This is a genomic window from Dyella soli, assembly GCF_054482295.1.
Genome location: NZ_JBTFFU010000002.1, coordinates 757,330 through 774,651 on the forward strand (window position 1 = coordinate 757,330; position 17,322 = coordinate 774,651).

Below are 17,322 nucleotides of genomic sequence, written 5' to 3' on the forward strand. Positions count from 1 at the left end.
TGTCCAGGAATGATCCATGGCTAACCTTCTGAGTACCGGTGTCTCGGGGTTGAACGCCGCGCAGGTGGCGTTGAATACCGTCGGCAACAACATCAGCAACGTCAACACGCCTGGCTATAGCCGGCAGACGGTAGTGCAGACCGAGAACATTTCGGCGCCCGGCGGCCGCTACACCATCGGCAACGGCGTCGACGTGCAGTCGGTGCAGCGCGCCTACAGCGACTTCCTCACCAATGCGGTGTGGTCGAGCAACTCGGGCATGCAGCGTGCGACGACGTACAACAACCTCGCCACGACCCTCAACAGCGCACTGAGCGCCAGCGGCAACCTGCAGGGTGCGCTGGACAGCTTCTATGGTGCCTTCGGCACGGTGGCCAACACGCCGGGCGTGGCCTCCAGCCGGCAGGCCCTGCTGGGCAATGCCGCATCGATGGTGGCGGTGTTCAACACGCTGGGCCAGCAGCTCGCCGCGCAGCAGGGCCAGGTCAACAGCCAGATCAAGACCACGGTCGACAGCATCAACAGCGTGGCCAGCGGCATTGCCGACCTCAACGCCAAGATCCGCCAGGCCGGCACCGACGTGCCCAATGACCTGCTGGACCAGCGCGACAACATGGTGCAGACCTTGTCGGGCTACCTGGGCGTGTCCACCTTCAACGAGGCGGACGGCACCGTCAGCGTGTATGCATCCAACGGCCAGAGCCTGGTCAGCGGCAACAAGTCGTTTGCGCTGGGGACGGGCAACAACGCCTACGACTCGTCGCGTACCGACGTGTTCGACAGCACGGGCAGCAACATCAGCAGCAAGCTCAGCGGCGGTACGCTGGGGGCCTTGCTCGACTACCGCGGCAACGTGCTGGACGGCGTGCAGAACCAGCTGGGCCAGGCCGCCGTGGCGCTGTCGAGCAGCGTCAACCAGCAGCAGGCCAAGGGGCTGGACCTCAACGGCCAGCAGGGCAGTGCGATGTTCAGCGTGCCGGCGCCGACCGTGCTGCAGGCCGCCGGCAACCAGGGCAGCGGCGGCGTATCGGCCACCATCAGCGATGTCTCGCAGCTCACCGCGTCCGACTATGTGATGAGTTACGACGGCAGCAACTGGAAATTGCAGACCACCAGCGGCCAGAACGTACCCTTGACCGCCAACCCCGACGGCACGTTGTCGGCGCAGGGGCTCACCTTCAGCGTGTCGGGCAGCGCGCAGGCCGGCGACAGCTTCCAGATCCAGCCCACCCGGCAGGCGTCGACGGGGCTGGCCCTGACCATGACGGATCCGAGCAAAATCGCCGCTGCCGCCGCGCTCGCCGCGACGCCGGCCGCCGCCAACAAGGGCAGTGGCGCCATCGGCAGCATCGCCGTGCAGGACCCGGCCAACGCGGCGTTGCTGAGCAATGCCACGCTGAGCTTTCCCGCCGCCAACAGCTACCAGGTCACCGACAGCTCGGGCAACGTGCTGGCCAGCGGCAGTTATGCGGCCGGGCAGACCATCAGTGCCAACGGCTGGAGCCTGACGCTCACCGGCACGCCGTCGGCGAACGACAAGTTCAGCATCGGCATCAACAGCAACGGCCTCAACGACACCAGCAATGCGCTGTCGCTGGCCGGACTGGCCGACGCCGGCGTGCTCAATGGCGGCAAGCAGTCGGTGATCCAGGCCTACGGTGCCTTGACCACCAACATCGGCACAGTGGGCAGCCAGGCTTCGACCAACCTCACCACGCAGACCAGCCTCTTCAACCAGGCGGTGTCCGCGCAGCAGAGCGTGGCCGGCGTGAACCTCGACGAGGAGGCGGCGAGCCTGGTGCGCTACCAGCAGGCCTACCAGGCCTCCGCGCAGGTGATCTCCACCGCGCAATCGATCTTCAGCAGCCTGCTCGCTGCGGTACGGGGATAACCATCATGCGCCTCTCCACCAGTTGGATGTACCAGCAGTCGCTCACCAGCATGCTCAACCAGCAGAGCGCGGTGGCGGCTTCGCAGAACCAGGTTTCCACCGGCGTGCGCATCAATGTCGCCTCGGACGATCCGGGTGGCGCCGGCCAGGTCGTGAGCCTCAGCCACGTGATCGCCGCGAACACGCAGTACTCGAACAACATCGACGGCGCCACCACGCGCCTCAATACCGAGGCAAGCACGCTCGGCTCGGTGAACTCCGTGCTCGACAACGCGCGCACGCTTAGCCTGCAGGCCATCAACGGCACGCTTTCGCAGAGCGATCGCAACAGCATCGCCAGCCAGCTGAGCCAGATGCGCGACCAGCTGGTGCAGCTGGCCAATACCACCGACAGCAACGGCAACGCGCTGTTTGCGGGCACCAGTACGGTGACCACGCCGTTCCAGGTGAGCGCCAACGGCACGGTCAGCTACCTTGGCAACGCCAACCAGCAACACGCGGCGGTCGGCGCCGGCCTGCAGATCGCCACCGGCGACGCCGGCGCGAATCTGTTCATGAATATTCCCAGCGGCAACGGTTCGTTCCAGGCGAGTGCGGGCGCGTCCAATACCGGCACGCTGGTGGTCGGTACCAACAGCGTCACCGACCTGGCCGCGTGGAACAGCACGGTATCCGGCAGCGGTGGCGGTTACACCATCAGTTTTGGCGCGGGCAACAGCTGGTCCGCCGTCGATGCGAGCGGCAATCCGGTGCTCGACGGCAGCGGCAACCCGGTAGGCGGCACCTACCAGGACGGCGGCGCCATCAGCTTCAACGGCATGTCGATTGCGTTGAGCGGCACGCCTGCTGCGGGCGACACCATCGCCGTCGCCACCGGCGGCAAGCAGGACATCTTCAGCACGCTCGACGGCATGATCGCGGCACTCAAGAGCGGTGCGTCCGACACCCAGCTCACCAACGCGATGAGCCGCCAGATCGAGTCGATCGACCAGGCGCAGTCCACCTTGAGCGCCACGCAGGTGACGATCGGTGGAAGACTCAACACGCTTCAGCAACAGCAGGGCGCCTACCAGGACCTCAACGTCACCTACCAGGCCGCGTTGTCCGATGTGGCCAGCGCCGATCCGTACAGCGCGATCAGCAAGCTTTCGCTGCAGTCCGCTGCGCTGCAGGCATCGCAGCAGGTCTTCGCGCAGGTGAAGTCGATGAGCCTGTTCAACTACATCAAGTAAGCGCCGCGCAAGCGTGGCGGGTGTCGTGCACACAGCTGGCATGCCGGCGACGACGATCAGGGAGGCACTGCAGACGGTTGGCTTGGCGGGATGTAACGCGTGAAAAGGGACTTTGCCTGGATGCAAGGTGAGCGCTATCACAAAAACGACGTTACCAACGCTCAAGTAATGGCGAGACGGGCCGAAAAGCTCACTGAGGCGGATGGCGGTTCCCAAGCGAACCTTGCCGCCGGAAGGTAAACAGCCAACAAGCCGGCCATCGGTCCGCAGGAGAAATCCATGTCTCTCGTTATCAATACCAATATCTCGTCGCTGAACGCGCAGAACAACCTGACCAAGTCGAAGAACGCCTTGGCGACGGCGACCCAGCGCCTGTCTTCGGGCCTGAAGATCAACAGCGCCGCCGACAACGCCGCTGGCTTTGCCATTTCGCAGCGCTACACCACGCAGATCGGCGGCCTCGGCCAGGCCAGTGCCAACGCCAGCGACGCCATCAACCTGGCGCAGACGGCCGGTTCCGCGCTGGACCAGGTCACTGCCAACCTCCAGGCCATTCGTGACCTGGCCGTGCAGTCGGCCAACGGCACCTACACCGACGGCGACCGCGCTTCGATCGACCAGGAAGTGCAGCAGCGCCTGGCGGAAATCACCCGTATCGCCAACCAGACCACCTTCAATGGTTCCAAGGTGCTGGACGGTTCGATGCAGACCAAGAGCTTCCAGATCGGCGCTGACGTCGGCCAGACCATCAGCGTGAACCTGGGCACCAGCGTGAAGGCCAGCGACATGGGCAAGATCGCTGAGGTGAACACCTCGGATCTGTCCGGCGCGTTCTCCGATGCCACCGGCAAGTCCTACACCATGGACCTGTCGAAGATCACCATCACGGGTACCGACGGTACGGCAGTGGCCCTCAGCGGCACGGCCAGCAGCGTGCAGGACCTGGCCGATGCGATCAATGCCAAGGCCATCACCGGCGTCAGCGCCGCAGTGGACGGCAAGGGTGGCCTGAGCATCTTCTCCAACGGCTCGTTCAAGGTTGCCGACACCGGTTCGGTCAATGCGGCCTCCACGCTCGGCGCGGCCAACACCAAGATCACCGGCGTCGCCACCGACGTGGGCGCGGGTGCCGCCTATGTGGACGGTGCTGCCGTCAACACCGCCGGCTCGCTGGACGGTTCGGACGTGAAGTCGGTCGACAACGCCAACGCGCTGATCTCGCGCGTCGACGTCGCCCTGAAGACCGTGAGCGACTTCGCTGCCCAGCTGGGTGCGGTGCAGAACCGCTTCCAGTCCACCATCTCAACGGTGGCGGCGCAGACGACCAACCTGCAGGCTTCGCAGTCGACCATCCAGGACGCGGACTTCGCGGCCGAGACGGCCAACCTGAGCAAGGCGCAGGTGCTGCAGCAGGCGGGCATCTCGGTGCTGGCCCAGGCCAACTCCAACCCGCAGCAGGTGCTCAAGCTGTTGCAGTAACGGACGCAGGCCAGGACGCGACTCTCCCGGGTCGCGTCCGCCTCGGCCGGTTTCATCACCCGGTGGGTCCGCCCAAGGCGGCCCACCAGGTGCCACGGGAGCCACCGGCAAAGTCCTTGCGAGGCGAGGGTTTTGCCGGGGGCTCGAAAGCTCCCGCCGAAAGACGGGATTCGTTCGGGAATCTGACAAGGCAGCGCGATGACCACCACCAGTGCCACTTCCAGCAGCAGCCTGGGCACGTTGCTCAACCAGCTCACCACCAGCACGGGGTCGGGCAGTTCGACGGGCAGTTCATCCGGCTCGTCGTCGGGCACGACCAGCAGCGCGGGCGGCACCATCAGTTCCGCCGGCCTCGGTTCGGGCCTGGACGTCAATTCGATCGTGACCGCGCTGGTCAATGCGCGCAAGGCGGCGCCGCAGCAGCAGATCGCCACGCGCACCACGCAGACCAACAACCTGCTGACCGGCCTGTCCTCGCTGAACTCGGCCCTGGGCGCCGTGCAGGGTGCGCTCGCCGCGCTGACCTCGGTCAATACGTTCAACAGCTTTACCGGCACGCTGGCGCCGGTCGGCAGCAGTGCCAGCATCGGCACCACCTCGACCATGGCCAGCGCGCACGCTGGCACGTACACCGTCGCGGTGAGCCAGCTGGCGACGGCGCAGAAGCGCACCAGCGACGCCGTCGCGACCGGCACCGCCGTGGGCGCGGGCACGCTCAGCGTCACGATCGGCGCGAACACCATGAACATCGCGGTGTCGGCGACCAACTCGCTGTCGGACATCGCCAGCGCGATCAACAGCTCCTCGTCCAATCCGGGTGTCACGGCGACCATCGTCAACGGCACCAACGGACAGCAGCTGATGCTCAGCTCGAGCAAGACCGGCGTGGCCAACGGTTTCACCGTCGCCGCCAACGCGACCAGCAGCAGCGGGCTGGCGGCCCTCGCCGGCAAGCTCAACACCGCTGGCAGCAACGAAGCGCAGGATGCCAAGTTGAGCATTGACGGCATTGCCGTCAGCAGCGCGTCCAATGCGGTGTCGGGCGCGATGGATGGCGTCACGCTCAATCTCACGGCGACCGGCAGCAACACGCTGACGGTGGCGCAGGACAACACCGCGGCGACCAATGCCATCCAGGGCTTCGTCGATGCGTACAACAGCTACGTCACCACGGCAGCCTCACTGTCCAGCTTTGACACCACCACCGGCGCCGCCGGCGTGCTGCTGGGCGATGCGACGCTCACCGCGGTGCAGCGGCAGGTTTCCTCGGTGCTGAGCGGCGCCGTGAAAGGCAACAGCTTCGGCACGCTGGCGAACCTGGGCATCACCCGCAACGCGGACGGCACGCTGAGTACGGATACCAGCAAGGTTTCCGCGGCGCTGCAGTCCAACCCCGCCGCGGTGAAAGACCTGTTCGCCGGCGCCAACGGCTATGCCACCCGCCTGAACAAGGCGATCGACGCGTACACGTCGAGCAATGGCGTCATCACCACGCGGATGAACAGCCTCAACGGCACGCTGACCCAGCTGGGCCAGCAGCAGACCGCCCTGGATGCGCGCATGGCCACCTACCAGAAGCAGCTGCAGCAGCAATACACCGCGCTGGACACGCTGATGTCCTCGCTCAACAACACCAGCAGTTACCTGACCACGGCCCTCGATCAGCTGAACAACTCCAACAACTCGAAGAATTGAGCGCGGGAAAACGGACATGACCTACGGTTACATGCGCAATGCCAGTGCGATCTACCAGGACACCAGCGTGCGCGGTGGCGTCGAAGGTGCCGATCGCCACCAGCTCACCGGCATGCTGTACGACGGCCTGATCGACCGGATCACCCAGGCCCGCGGCGCGATGCGTCGTGGCGACGTGCCCGCCAAGGGCACGCACTTCGCCAAGGCGCTGGCCATTCTCACCGAACTGCGCGGCAGCCTCGACCATGCCAGCGGCGGCACCCTGTCCGGTCGCCTCGATGCGCTGTACGACTATGTGGGCCGCCGCTTGCTGCAGGCCCAGCTCAACGATGACGAGGGCGCCATCGACGAGTCGCTGGACTTGCTGACGCCCATCCGCGACGCCTGGCGCCAGATCCGCGACGCCTTCCTGTCGGCGCAGGGCACGGCCGCCAGCGCGGCGGCGTGAGCATGATGCTGGCCTGGGCCGACGAGATCCTCGCGGTGAGTGGCGGCATGCTCGCCATGGCACGCGCGGGTGACTGGGCCGGCGTCACCGCCGGGGAAGCGGAGCGCAAGCGCCTGCTCCAGGCCTTGCCGGCCAACGAGCCGGCCCTGCTCGGGCCGCTGAAGTCCCTGCTGGCCCACAACGAAGAGATCAAGGCGCTGGCCGGCAGCGCACGCGACGACATCAGTCGCGCGCTGGGCCAGCACCAGCAAGCCCATCGCGCCCTCAGCACCTATCTGCAGGCAGCGGTCGACTGAGCCCCGGACTTTTCCGGCGGCCAGGCCATGCGCGCATAATCGCCCTGCCCAAGCCGGCCTGACGCCGACATCGACCCCGCAAGATCGAGGACACGCATGCACGACGACGCCTGGCAGGCCTTCTGTGATCGGGTCAGCTACGAGGACAGCCTGCACGCCGGCTGCGTGGCGGTCGCGTTGCCGCAGGATGAATTGCAGCTGGCCGTGATGCGCGAGCGCAACCTCAATGTGCTCGGCACCCTCGCGGCCTTCGGCGAGCGCCGCCTCGACGTCGCCGACGACGAAAGCCCGCTGGCGCAGGAACTGCTGCGCATGGACAACAAGCTCAACGTGCTGATGGCGATGTTCGACCAGCTGTTGCAGCGCGGCGCCGAACTGCCGGCGCGCCAGCCGGTGCGCTTCAACGCGGTGGGCGCCGTGTTGCCCGCTGCGCTGTGGCCCGGCGGCGCGGCTACCGGCCTGTTGCGCCTGCACTTTGACGGATGCCTGGCACTGCCGTTGGAGCTGCCGGCACGACTCCTGCAAGAGCGTGATGGGGATCACGTTTTCGTGGCGTTCGAAACGCTGGACGACGTGACAGGTGACGCACTTGAGCGGCTCGTGTTCCGCCATCACCGACGCAAAGTGGCAGGCCGGCGGCAGACCGCTCTCTGAACCAGAATCCACGCCTCGCTGGTTATGTGACGCGTATCACGCTACGAAAAACCGGCGCGAAATTTCTTTGACGCCCGTCAAATGCAGGTGCCGTTGCAGGTCACCTTTCGCGGATCGCCGGCGCGAACTTTTGCCCAATGGATTCAGTGACCTGTCGCGTACCGATACGCATCGCAGGTTCGCCCCCGCACGCGTGTGACGCAGACCGGCACACCGCGCCGCCGCCGAGCGTCGGAATTCCGTTCTGTGCTGGCCTTCTTTTTGCTGAATTCCCCGTAAGAAAACGACGATGGATCGTCAGCAAGCGGGTAGTGCAGTCCGGGGTTCAGGGGTCCACAGATGAAGCAGCACGCACGAGAGTCATACATGGGCAAGTTCGATGTACTGGTGATCGAATCCGATCACCGCAGGGCGGAGTCGGTCGTTTCGGCGCTTGAGTTCCTTGGCTACCGGCCGCAACGCGGCGAGGACAGCCACGAAGTAGGGGCGACGACCCATGCGTGGCGTGCGGTATATGTCGGCAACGTGACCGATGTCGAAGAGGCAGAACGGCAGTTTGCGCTGCTTGGCGCAGATGCGGCGCACGTGATGGTGCTGCTGGCGTCGGATTCGGAATGGGTTTCGCGACTCGGGGCGACCTCGTCACCGTTCGCCGCCCGCGTGGGCGTGATCGAATTCCCGCTGCGCTACGAGCAGCTGACCGAGGCACTGCGCGGCCAGCAGGCGCAGTCCCAGGCCGTCATGCGCCGTCCGGAGCTGCGCCTGGTCGGCAGTTCGGGGCCGATGGCCGGCGTCAACGCGCTGGTGCGCCAGGTCGCGCCGTTCGATTCCAGCGTACTGGTGCTGGGCGAGTCGGGTACCGGCAAGGAAATGGTGGCGCGCGCCATCCACGACTGCTCGCCACGCCGCGACAAGCCCTTTGTCGCCATCAACTGCGGCGCGATTCCCGCCGAGCTGCTGGAAAGCGAGCTGTTCGGCCACGAGAAGGGCGCATTCACCGGCGCCATCAGTACGCGCAAGGGCCGCTTCGAGCTGGCCGAGGGCGGCACGCTGTTCCTCGACGAGATCGGCGACATGAGCCTGCCGATGCAGGTGAAGCTGCTGCGCGTGCTGCAGGAGCGGGTGTTCGAGCGCGTCGGCAGCAACCGCACGCAGCGCTGCGACGTACGCATCATCGCCGCCACGCACCGCAACCTGGAGGCCGCCATCGAGGCGGGCCAGTTCCGCCAGGACCTGTTCTACCGCCTGAGTGTGTTCCCGCTGGAGATGCCGGCGCTGCGCGAGCACCTGGAAGACCTGTCGGAGCTGGTGTCGGAATTCAACCAGCGCCTCGCCCGGCGTGGCCTTGCGGGCGTGCGCTTCAGCGCCGGCGCGATGCATGCCATGCACGGCTATGCCTGGCCGGGCAATGTGCGCGAGCTGTACAACCTGGTGGAGCGTCTTTCGATCCTCTATCCGAACAGCGAAGTGCGCGTGAACGACCTGCCGGAGAAATACCGCGGGCAGCAGGTGATCGAAGAGGTGCGCGGCACCGCGCTGCTGTCGCTGATGGTGGGGCAGTCGAGCGTGATGTCCGAACCGATGGCGGCGGTGCCGACCGACTCGCTGGTGATGCTGCCCGAAGGCGGACTGGACCTGAAGGATCACCTGGCCGACATCGAGGTGGGACTGATCCGTCAAGCGCTTGACGTTACCGGCGGCGTGGTCGCGCATGCTGCGAAATTGTTGCGCATGCAGCGCACGACGCTGGTGGAGAAACTGCGCAAGTACGGCCTGCAACCGAGCCTGCAGGCCTGATAACAAGGCTTTTTTCGGCATGGCATGGCTTGTGCATCCACAGCATTGTTTCTCGTCACGCGATGGAATTCCGTCATGACCCAGATCGACGTCAACAACTTGCTGTCGCAAATGCGCCAGCTCTCCTCGCAGGTGAAGCTGCCCGAGCAGTCGTTCACCGCGGCGGCGCCCGGGCAGACGGATTTCTCCAGCCTGCTCAAGCAGTCGATCGCCGCCGTGGGCGACACGCAGATGGAAGCCGGTCGCCTTGCGGCGGGCTTCGAGCGTGGTGATCCGGGTGCCGATCTCGGTCGCACCATGGTCGCCGTGCAGAAGGCGGACCTCTCGTTGAATACGCTGACGCAGGTGCGCAACAAGCTGGTCGATGCCTACAAAGACATCATGAACATGCCGGTTTGAGCGATCCGTTGACGATGTCCCCGCGCCCCGACAGCACGAGCAGTCTTCATGGCCGATAACGCCCTCGCGACGACCGACGACAAGGCCGGTGCTCGCCTGGACCTCAAGCAGCTTGCACGCACCCCGGCAACGCGACAGCTGTTGCTGCTGGTCGGCGTGGCGGCGGCAGTGGCGCTGGGCGTCGCCGTGGTGCTGTGGTCGCGCGGCCCCAACTTTGCGCTGCTGTATGCGGGACTGGAGCAGAAGGACGCTGCCGCCGTCACCCAGGCGCTGCAGGCTTCCAACACGCCCTATACGCTGGGCCCGGACGGCAGCTCCATCATGGTGCCGGCGGCCGACCTCGCCGCGATCCGCCTGAAGCTCGCCGCGCAGGGGCTGCCGCAAGGCACGGCGGCCACCAATGCCACCCAGGCCGCCGACTCGCCGTTCGGCATGAGCGACCTGGCCGAGCGCACGCGTTACCAGCAGATGCTGGAAACCGACCTGGGCAACACCATCGCCGGCCTGCAGTCCGTGCGCGCTGCGCGCGTGCACCTGGCGCTGCCCAAGCCGTCCGCGTTCATCCGCGACAGCCACGAGGCCAGCGCATCCGTGCTGGTCACGTTGTATCCCGGGCGCCAGCTCGACGGCAGCCAGGTGGCGGCAATCGTCCACCTGGTCGCCTCCAGCGTGCCCAGCCTCGACCCCAAGCAAGTGTCCGTGGTCGATCAGCAGGGCCGGTTGCTGACCAGCACCGATCCGGCCAGCGCCAGCTCCGTCGGCGACACCCGGCTGCGCCTGGCCACGCGCATGGAGAACACCTATGCGCAGCGCATCGAGGAACTGCTGACCCCGCTGGTGGGCCCGGGCAAGGTGCGTGCACAGGTATATGCGGATCTCGATTTCAGCGAAACCGAAAAGGCCATCGAAACCTACGGCCACGAACATCCTGCGCTGCGCAGCGAGCAGACCAGCAGCGAGCAGCGCAGCAGCGCAGGCGGCGACGGCGGTGTGGCAGGCGCACTGAGCAACCAGCCACCCAACACGGTGGCACAGCCGACGGCCGCGCGTCCGAGCGCGGGCAAGCCGGCGGCGGGCAAGAGTGCCAGCACCACCGCGGAAGCGACGGCGCCCGGTGAAACCTCGAACAGCGCCACGCGCAATTACGAACTCGACCGCACCATTGCCCATGTGAGCGATCCGGCCGGGCGCCTGGCGCGCCTTACCGTGGCGGTGCTGGTCGACAACAAGAGCGTGCCGGGCGACAAGGGCAACAAGAGCGTGCCGTTCACGCCGCAGGAGCTGGAGCACCTCACCACGCTCACGCGCAATGCCGTCGGTTATAACGAGACGCGCGGCGACAACGTCAGCGTGATCAACCAGCCATTCCACCAGGACACCGCGGGCGACAGCGCCACGCCGCCCACGCCGTTCTGGGAGCGGCCCGGCATGATGGACCTGATCAAGCAGGGCACCGGCATCCTGGTCGCGCTGCTGGTGGCCTTCGGCCTGCTGCGGCCGCTGCTGCGCGGTCTCGCGCGTGCGCCGGCGCCGGGCCGTGGACTTGCGGTGGCGCAGGAAGCGGCGCCGCCGACCATCTCGGTCCGCATCGACGATCGCGACGACGGCGACGAACTGACCCGCCTTGGCGGCGGCATTCCGCCGGCGCTCGCGTACGAGCAGCGCATCGGCCTGGCGCGGCGCATGGTCAGTGAAAACCCCAAGCATGTCGCACAGGTGGTCAAGAGCTGGGTGGGCGAAGATGGCGGCTGAGCACTCGCGCACCACGTGCCGGCCTCGCGCCGGCCGCAGCTGGCTTCGGAAAACGCCTCAAGGGCCGACGGGCCTTGAGCATGCCGCGCGCATCGTCGCGGCGCATCGATCGACGACGCGGACGCAGGCAGGCGGGCGGGACCAATCATGAAGGCAGAAGCACCCCTCGGCGGCGCCCAGCGCGCTGCCATTCTGCTGCTCACGCTGGGTGAGCAGGACGCCGCCGAAGTGCTCAAGCACCTCAGCGCACGTGACGTGCAGGCCGTGGGCTCGGCGATGGCCAGCCTCACCAATGTGTCGCGCGACCAGGTCGAGAAAGTACTCGAGCGCCTCAATGACGACATGGGCCGGCATACCTCGCTGGGCGTGGGCACCGAGGAGTACATCCGCAAGATCCTGGTCAACGCACTGGGCGAGAGCAAGGCCGGCGGTCTTATCGACCGCATCCTGCTGGGCCGTTCGAGCAAGGGCCTGGAATCGCTCAAGTGGATGGAGAGCCGTGCCATCGCCGAGATGATCAGCCAGGAGCATCCGCAGATCATCGCGCTGGTGCTGGCGCACCTCGAACCGGACCAGGCCGCCGAAGTCATCGGCTACCTGCCGCCGCGCGTGCGCAGCGACGCGGTGATGCGCATTGCCACGCTCGACGGCGTGCAGCCGCATGCGCTCAATGAGCTCGACGAAATCATGGAGCGCCAGTTCTCGGGCGGCAACACCAAGAAGCTGAAATCCGCCAGCGTCGGCGGCCTCAAGGCGGCAGCGAACATCCTCAACGCCATGGAAAGCAGTCGCGAAAACGAACTGATGACGGCCATCCGCACCCACGACGCGGGCCTGGGCGGCCGCATCGAGGAACTGATGTTCGTGTTCGAGGACCTCGGCGACCTGGACGACCGCAGCATGCAGACCCTGCTGCGCGAAGTGCCCACGGCGCGCCTGGTCACCGCGCTCAAGGGCGCCGAGCCGGGTGTGCGCGAGAAGATCTTCGCCAACATGTCCAAGCGTGCGGCCGACATGTTGCGCGACGACCTCGAGGTTTCCGGCCCGGTGCGCCTGAGCGAAGTCGACGCCGCGCAGAAGGAAGTGCTGGGCATCGCGCGCAAGCTGGCCGACTCGGGCGCGATCAATCTTTCCGGTACCGGTGACGAGCTGGTGGCATGAACGCTGTACTCAATCGCGACAATCTGCTCGACTTCCAGCGCTGGCTGCCGCCCGACATGGGCGAGGCAACCGCCGTGGCGGCCGCGCCCGCCGAGCCCGCGGCGCAGCCGACCGTGCGCGACCTCGAAGCGCTGGAACAACAGGCGCGCGACGAAGGCTACGCGGCCGGGCATGCCGAAGGCATGGCCGCTGCACGCGACCTGCTGAACTCGCGCATGGCGCAGCTCGATGCGCTGCTCGATGCTGCCGCACGGCCGCTGCAGTCGATGGACGAACTGGTCGAGCTGGAGCTGGCGCGACTGGCCATGACCGTGGCGCGCCAGGTGGTGGCACACGAGCTGCGCACGGCACCCGACCTGGTGGTCGAGGCCGTGCGGCAGTCCGTGCTGGCCTTGCCGTCGGCCACCGGTGCCTTGCGCGTGCGCCTGCATCCCCAGGACCTGGCGCTGGTGCGTTCGCTCGGCGTGGCCGAAGCGAACTGGCAGCTGCTGGCCGACGGCAGCCTGCAACGTGGCGACTGCCTGCTCGAAACCGAGCGCTCGCGCCTGGATGCACGCGTGGAAGCGCGGCTGGCCGCCGTGGTCGATGCCGTGCTCGGCGCCGAAGCGGACGATGTGGACGCGGATGCCGACGAGGTGCGTGGATGAGTCGGCCGCCCGGCCATTCGCCCACGGCGCTGTGGCAGGAGCGGCTGGCCCGGCGCCGGCAGCGCGCGCTCACCGCGCGCACGCTGACCGTGGAAGGTCGCCTGCGTCGCGTGGTGGGTCTGACCCTGGAGGCCGAAGGCTGCGAGGCGCCACTCGGCGCGCGCTGCATGGTCGCCACCGCCGATGGCAATGAACTGGATACCGAAGTGGTCGGCTTTGCCGACGAGCGCCTGCTGCTGATGCCGGTGACCGAGATGCATGGCGTGCTGCCCAATGCGCGGGTGCGGCCATGCGCCCATACCAGCGGGCTGCCGGTCGGCATGGCCCTGCTCGGTCGCGTGGTCGGCGCCGATGGCGTACCGCTCGACGGCATGGGCCCGCTCGACGTGGACGAGCACGCCACGCTCAAGCGCGAGCCGATCAACCCGATGTCGCGCAAGCCAATCGACACGCCGCTGGATACCGGCGTGCGCGCGATCAACGCCTTGCTCAGCGTGGGGCGCGGCCAGCGCCTGGGCCTGTTCGCCGGTTCCGGCGTCGGCAAGTCCACCCTGCTGGGCATGATGACGCGCTACACCGACGCCGACGTGGTGGTGGTCGGGCTGATCGGCGAGCGCGGCCGCGAAGTGAAGGAATTCGTCGAGCACACGCTGGGGCCGGAAGGCCGCGCGCGCGCCGTCATTGTCGCTGCGCCCGCCGATGCGCCGCCGCTCAAGCGCCTGCGCGGCGCGCAGTACGCGACGGCGATCGCCGAATGGTTCCGCGACCGCGGCCAGCGCGTCCTGCTGCTGATGGATTCCATCACGCGCTATGCCCAGGCGCAGCGTGAAATCGCGCTGGCGATCGGCGAACCGCCGGCCACCAAGGGCTATCCGCCGTCGGTGTTCGCCATGCTGCCGGCACTGGTCGAGCGCGCGGGCAACGATGCCGAAGGCCGGGGCTCGATCACCGCGTTCTACACCGTGCTGACCGAAGGCGACGACTACCGCCACGATCCGATCGCGGACGCCTCGCGCGCGATTCTTGACGGCCATATCGTGCTGTCGCGCGACCTTGCCGAGGCCGGCCATTACCCGGCGATCGACATCGAGGCCTCCATCAGCCGCGTCATGCCAGCGGTGGTGACGCGCCAGCATCTGCGTGCCGCGCAACGCTTCCGCCAGGTTTATTCGGCCTATCGCCAGCAGCGAGACCTGATTGCGGTGGGTGCGTACCAGAAGGGTTCCGACCCGCAGGTGGACCACGCCATCACCATGTGGCCGCGCCTGCGCGATTTCCTGCAGCAGGAAGTGGATGATCCCACCGCGCTCGGCGACGCCATCGCCGCGCTCGAGGCGCTTGCCGCCGGGAGCGCGCCGTGAAGTCGCGCGCCAACCGCCTGCAGCCCGCCGCCGATCTCGCGCGCGAGCGCCAGGAAGAGGCTATGCAGCGCCTGGCCGAGCAGCAACAGCGGCTGGCCAAGGGCGAGCAGCAGCTGGCCGAACTGCAGCGCTACCGCCAGGAATACGCCGAGACGGCAGGCGGGGTGAGCGTGAGCGCGTTGCTCAACCGCCGCCAGTTTGTCGAGCGCATCGACCAGGTGATCGCCCAGCAGATGCTGGAGGTGGCGCGGCTGCAGCGCGTGCTCGACCACGTGCGGGGCCTGTGGCGCGACGCACATGCGCGCGAGCAGGCGCTGGGCAGCGTGATCGAGCGTTATCGCGAGCAGGAGCGCAAGAGCGAGGACCGCCGCGAACAGGCCGAGGTCGACGAGCGCATGCAGCACCGCCGCCCGGCGCGGGAGTGGGCGCGATGAGTGGCATCGCCGGCGGCCGGCGCAAACTTGAACAGGTTTCGATGGAGCGTAGTGCATGGCATCTTCCGTTGCCCTGAACATCAAGCCGGCGGCAGCCGCCACGGCGCCGGCCGCGCCTGTCGAGGCGCGGCCCGGTGCTGCCCGTCACGGCGCGCACGATGACTTCAGCCGGCCGTTGCACGAGGCCCGGCAGCAACACACGGCTACGTCGGGCAACGCGTCCGCGACGCGGGCAGCGCCTGCAACATCGACGGCAGCGGCCGAGTCCTCGCGCGATGACACGGACGATCAGCCCAAGGACAGCGACAAGGACAAGCCCGCGCAGGGCGACGCATCGGATGCCACCACGGCGATGCTGGCCCTGCTCGGGCAAAGCGTTCCCGCGCTGGCGGCAGCCGCGCCTGCGGCCGTGCCGGCGGCGGGCGAGGGCAGCGCTGGCGAAGCCGCCGCTACCAAGAGCGCGACGATTGATGTTCTCGCCGGTGCGCTGCCGGCGCCGAGCCCGGGCCTGATGCCGCTGGCCGCCAAGGCGCCAACGCCTGCGACGGGCGATGCCGGTGATGACGCCGGCGTCGTGGATGGCCTCGTTGACGATGCCTTGTCGGCCTCCAAGGGCGACGTCGATGACGCGGCAACTGCGGTGGCGGCAGCGGTCACCGGAACCGGGCCGAAGGGCGATGCCGGCGGCCATGCGACCCCCGCCACCACGACCCAGGGCGAGCGCAGCGATCCACTGGACGCCCTTCGTGCCATGAGCGCCTCGCCGCTGATGCAGGCACCCGCCGCGGCGCCAACCGTCGCGCCGGCGCACGCGCTGACCATGAACTCGGCCGTGGGTTCTCCTGCGTTCGCCCAGGAGCTGGGCCAGCAGGTGGCATGGCTAGGAGGGCAGGACCTCAAGCAGGCGCGCATCCGGCTGCATCCCGAAGACCTCGGCCAGCTCGACGTGAAGGTCAGCGTGCAACACGACCACGTGGACGTGAGCTTCATCGCGCAGCATCCGCAGGCCGTGCACGCCGTGCAACAGACGCTGGGCCAGCTCGACGCGATGCTCGCGCATCACGGGCTCGCGCTGGGCCACGCGGAAGTGGGGCAGGGCGGGCGTGGCGATTCCCACTCCCAGGGTGCTTCGCCTGGCACCGCGGCCAACGGCGATGCCGCGTCGACGGACGATGGCGGGCTGGCATCGGTGGTGGCGCCCGTGGTCAAGGCGGTGGGCTTGCTGGACATGTTTGCCTGAGCCGAGCGGAGCAGCAGCGGTTCCGCAAAACGGCGTGCCTCGCCAAGTTGATCTTCATTCCGATGCAAGCCTCGATCCGCGCCTGCGCCCTGGCGCGGTCGTGACCTCGCACGCGCGACAAGCTTCCGGCAGCCGTCGCCAACCCGCCGCGACCAATCCCCGACGCGCGTCAAGAAAGCGCCACGCATCCATCGCGAGCTAGGGCAAAACGAGCTGCATCAACGATTCCCGCCGATGGCATGGCGTTTGCAAACGACGTCATGAGGCGCTCGCAGCGAGCCGCCTGCACATCAGCAACCGACAGGGATCGAGATTGGCATGGCTCAGAACGAGCAAGTTTCGGAAACCACCGCGTCCGCCCCGAAGAAGGGTTCGTCCAAACTCGTCCTGATCATGGGCGTGGCCCTGCTGGCGATGGCTGGCGTGTGCGCTTACGTGCTGCTGGGCGCACGCGCGCCCCATGAAGGCGCCACGGCAGGGGCGCCCAAGGTGGCGATGTCCAAGCAGGAGCAATACATGCCGCTGGACCCGCCGTTCGTGGTGAATTTCCGCGACGACCAGTCCATGCGCTTCCTGCAGGTCGGCGTGAGCCTGATGTCGCACGACGCTGCTTCGCTGGCGGCCGCGAAAGACGCCGAGCCGGTGATCCGCAATGCGCTGGTGATGCTGTTCAGCAGCCAGGACTACACCATCCTCAGCGACGCCGCCGGCAAGCAGAAGCTGCAGGCGCAGGCGCTGGCCGCGGTGCGCAAGATCGTCAACGACCGCCTCGGCCGCCCCGGTGTCGAGGCGCTTTATTTCACCAGTTTCGTGATGCAGTAACGGACAGGCCGAGC

Annotated in this window: 16 protein-coding genes; all 16 read left to right on the forward strand. The window is 67.4% G+C overall.

The window, feature by feature from the left end:
• Nucleotides 1–16: 16 nt before the first annotated feature.
• Nucleotides 17–1,891, forward strand: a complete 1,875-nt coding sequence (gene flgK, locus ACXU4B_RS13785; protein WP_131411584.1) for a flagellar hook-associated protein FlgK — start codon at nucleotides 17–19, stop codon at nucleotides 1,889–1,891.
• A gap of 5 nt (nucleotides 1,892–1,896) precedes the next feature.
• Nucleotides 1,897–3,123 (forward strand): flagellar hook-associated protein FlgL, encoded by a 1,227-nt coding sequence (gene flgL / locus ACXU4B_RS13790; protein WP_131411582.1) that lies wholly within the window; start codon nucleotides 1,897–1,899, stop codon nucleotides 3,121–3,123.
• A gap of 279 nt (nucleotides 3,124–3,402) precedes the next feature.
• A complete protein-coding gene (locus tag ACXU4B_RS13795) occupies nucleotides 3,403–4,602 on the forward strand; it encodes a flagellin N-terminal helical domain-containing protein (RefSeq protein WP_131411580.1) in 1,200 nt (399 codons plus the stop codon).
• A 198-nt stretch (nucleotides 4,603–4,800) separates the two neighbouring features.
• Nucleotides 4,801–6,297: a flagellar filament capping protein FliD gene (gene fliD / locus ACXU4B_RS13800; RefSeq protein WP_131411578.1), complete on the forward strand. Its 1,497-nt coding sequence runs from the start codon at nucleotides 4,801–4,803 to the stop codon at nucleotides 6,295–6,297.
• Between the two features lie 16 nt (nucleotides 6,298–6,313).
• Nucleotides 6,314–6,745, forward strand: a complete 432-nt coding sequence (gene fliS / locus ACXU4B_RS13805) for a flagellar export chaperone FliS (RefSeq protein WP_131411576.1) — start codon at nucleotides 6,314–6,316, stop codon at nucleotides 6,743–6,745.
• A 2-nt stretch (nucleotides 6,746–6,747) separates the two neighbouring features.
• Nucleotides 6,748–7,041: a flagellar protein FliT gene (locus ACXU4B_RS13810; protein ID WP_131411574.1), complete on the forward strand. Its 294-nt coding sequence runs from the start codon at nucleotides 6,748–6,750 to the stop codon at nucleotides 7,039–7,041.
• Nucleotides 7,042–7,137: 96 nt separating this feature from the next.
• Nucleotides 7,138–7,695 (forward strand): PilZ domain-containing protein, encoded by a 558-nt coding sequence (locus ACXU4B_RS13815; RefSeq protein WP_131411572.1) that lies wholly within the window; start codon nucleotides 7,138–7,140, stop codon nucleotides 7,693–7,695.
• Between the two features lie 366 nt (nucleotides 7,696–8,061).
• A complete protein-coding gene (locus ACXU4B_RS13820) occupies nucleotides 8,062–9,492 on the forward strand; it encodes a sigma-54 dependent transcriptional regulator (RefSeq protein WP_131411570.1) in 1,431 nt (476 codons plus the stop codon).
• A gap of 75 nt (nucleotides 9,493–9,567) precedes the next feature.
• Complete coding sequence (fliE, locus tag ACXU4B_RS13825) at nucleotides 9,568–9,891, forward strand: flagellar hook-basal body complex protein FliE (protein WP_131411568.1); 324 nt, start codon at nucleotides 9,568–9,570, stop codon at nucleotides 9,889–9,891.
• A gap of 48 nt (nucleotides 9,892–9,939) precedes the next feature.
• Complete coding sequence (fliF, locus tag ACXU4B_RS13830) at nucleotides 9,940–11,643, forward strand: flagellar basal-body MS-ring/collar protein FliF (RefSeq protein WP_131411566.1); 1,704 nt, start codon at nucleotides 9,940–9,942, stop codon at nucleotides 11,641–11,643.
• Nucleotides 11,644–11,790: 147 nt separating this feature from the next.
• On the forward strand, nucleotides 11,791–12,804 hold the full coding sequence (fliG, locus tag ACXU4B_RS13835) for a flagellar motor switch protein FliG (RefSeq protein ID WP_131411564.1): 1,014 nt from the start codon (nucleotides 11,791–11,793) through the stop codon (nucleotides 12,802–12,804).
• Nucleotides 12,801–13,451, forward strand: coding sequence for a flagellar assembly protein FliH (locus tag ACXU4B_RS13840; RefSeq protein WP_131411562.1), 651 nt, complete (start codon nucleotides 12,801–12,803; stop codon nucleotides 13,449–13,451). Before fliG ends, ACXU4B_RS13840 begins: the two co-directional genes overlap by 4 nt.
• The gene (gene fliI, locus ACXU4B_RS13845) at nucleotides 13,448–14,812 is read left to right on the forward strand and encodes a flagellar protein export ATPase FliI (protein WP_131411560.1); all 1,365 of its coding nucleotides are present in this window, start codon (nucleotides 13,448–13,450) and stop codon (nucleotides 14,810–14,812) included. Before ACXU4B_RS13840 ends, fliI begins: the two co-directional genes overlap by 4 nt.
• Nucleotides 14,809–15,246: a flagellar export protein FliJ gene (fliJ, locus tag ACXU4B_RS13850; protein ID WP_131411558.1), complete on the forward strand. Its 438-nt coding sequence runs from the start codon at nucleotides 14,809–14,811 to the stop codon at nucleotides 15,244–15,246. The genes fliI and fliJ overlap by 4 nt, the downstream gene beginning before the upstream one ends.
• A gap of 55 nt (nucleotides 15,247–15,301) precedes the next feature.
• Nucleotides 15,302–16,486 (forward strand): flagellar hook-length control protein FliK, encoded by a 1,185-nt coding sequence (locus ACXU4B_RS13855; protein WP_131411556.1) that lies wholly within the window; start codon nucleotides 15,302–15,304, stop codon nucleotides 16,484–16,486.
• 318 nt (nucleotides 16,487–16,804) lie between these two features.
• Nucleotides 16,805–17,308, forward strand: a complete 504-nt coding sequence (locus tag ACXU4B_RS13860) for a flagellar basal body-associated FliL family protein (protein WP_131411554.1) — start codon at nucleotides 16,805–16,807, stop codon at nucleotides 17,306–17,308.
• Nucleotides 17,309–17,322 lie beyond the last annotated feature (14 nt).

Excerpts from the sequence above, each read along its gene's own strand:
- ACXU4B_RS13810 (WP_131411574.1), top strand. The coding sequence starts at position 6,748 with ATGATGCTGGCCTGGGCCGACGAGATCCTCGCGGTGAGTGGCGGCATG.
- ACXU4B_RS13795 (WP_131411580.1), top strand. The coding sequence starts at position 3,403 with ATGTCTCTCGTTATCAATACCAATATCTCGTCGCTGAACGCGCAGAAC.
- fliI (WP_131411560.1), top strand. The coding sequence starts at position 13,448 with ATGAGTCGGCCGCCCGGCCATTCGCCCACGGCGCTGTGGCAGGAGCGG.
- flgK (WP_131411584.1), top strand. The coding sequence starts at position 17 with ATGGCTAACCTTCTGAGTACCGGTGTCTCGGGGTTGAACGCCGCGCAG.
- fliS (WP_131411576.1), top strand. The coding sequence starts at position 6,314 with ATGACCTACGGTTACATGCGCAATGCCAGTGCGATCTACCAGGACACC.
- ACXU4B_RS13860 (WP_131411554.1), top strand. The coding sequence starts at position 16,805 with ATGGCTCAGAACGAGCAAGTTTCGGAAACCACCGCGTCCGCCCCGAAG.
- fliE (WP_131411568.1), top strand. The coding sequence starts at position 9,568 with ATGACCCAGATCGACGTCAACAACTTGCTGTCGCAAATGCGCCAGCTC.
- fliF (WP_131411566.1), top strand. The coding sequence starts at position 9,940 with ATGGCCGATAACGCCCTCGCGACGACCGACGACAAGGCCGGTGCTCGC.
- ACXU4B_RS13820 (WP_131411570.1), top strand. The coding sequence starts at position 8,062 with ATGGGCAAGTTCGATGTACTGGTGATCGAATCCGATCACCGCAGGGCG.
- fliD (WP_131411578.1), top strand. The coding sequence starts at position 4,801 with ATGACCACCACCAGTGCCACTTCCAGCAGCAGCCTGGGCACGTTGCTC.
- flgL (WP_131411582.1), top strand. The coding sequence starts at position 1,897 with ATGCGCCTCTCCACCAGTTGGATGTACCAGCAGTCGCTCACCAGCATG.
- fliG (WP_131411564.1), top strand. The coding sequence starts at position 11,791 with ATGAAGGCAGAAGCACCCCTCGGCGGCGCCCAGCGCGCTGCCATTCTG.
- ACXU4B_RS13855 (WP_131411556.1), top strand. The coding sequence starts at position 15,302 with ATGGCATCTTCCGTTGCCCTGAACATCAAGCCGGCGGCAGCCGCCACG.
- ACXU4B_RS13815 (WP_131411572.1), top strand. The coding sequence starts at position 7,138 with ATGCACGACGACGCCTGGCAGGCCTTCTGTGATCGGGTCAGCTACGAG.
- ACXU4B_RS13840 (WP_131411562.1), top strand. The coding sequence starts at position 12,801 with ATGAACGCTGTACTCAATCGCGACAATCTGCTCGACTTCCAGCGCTGG.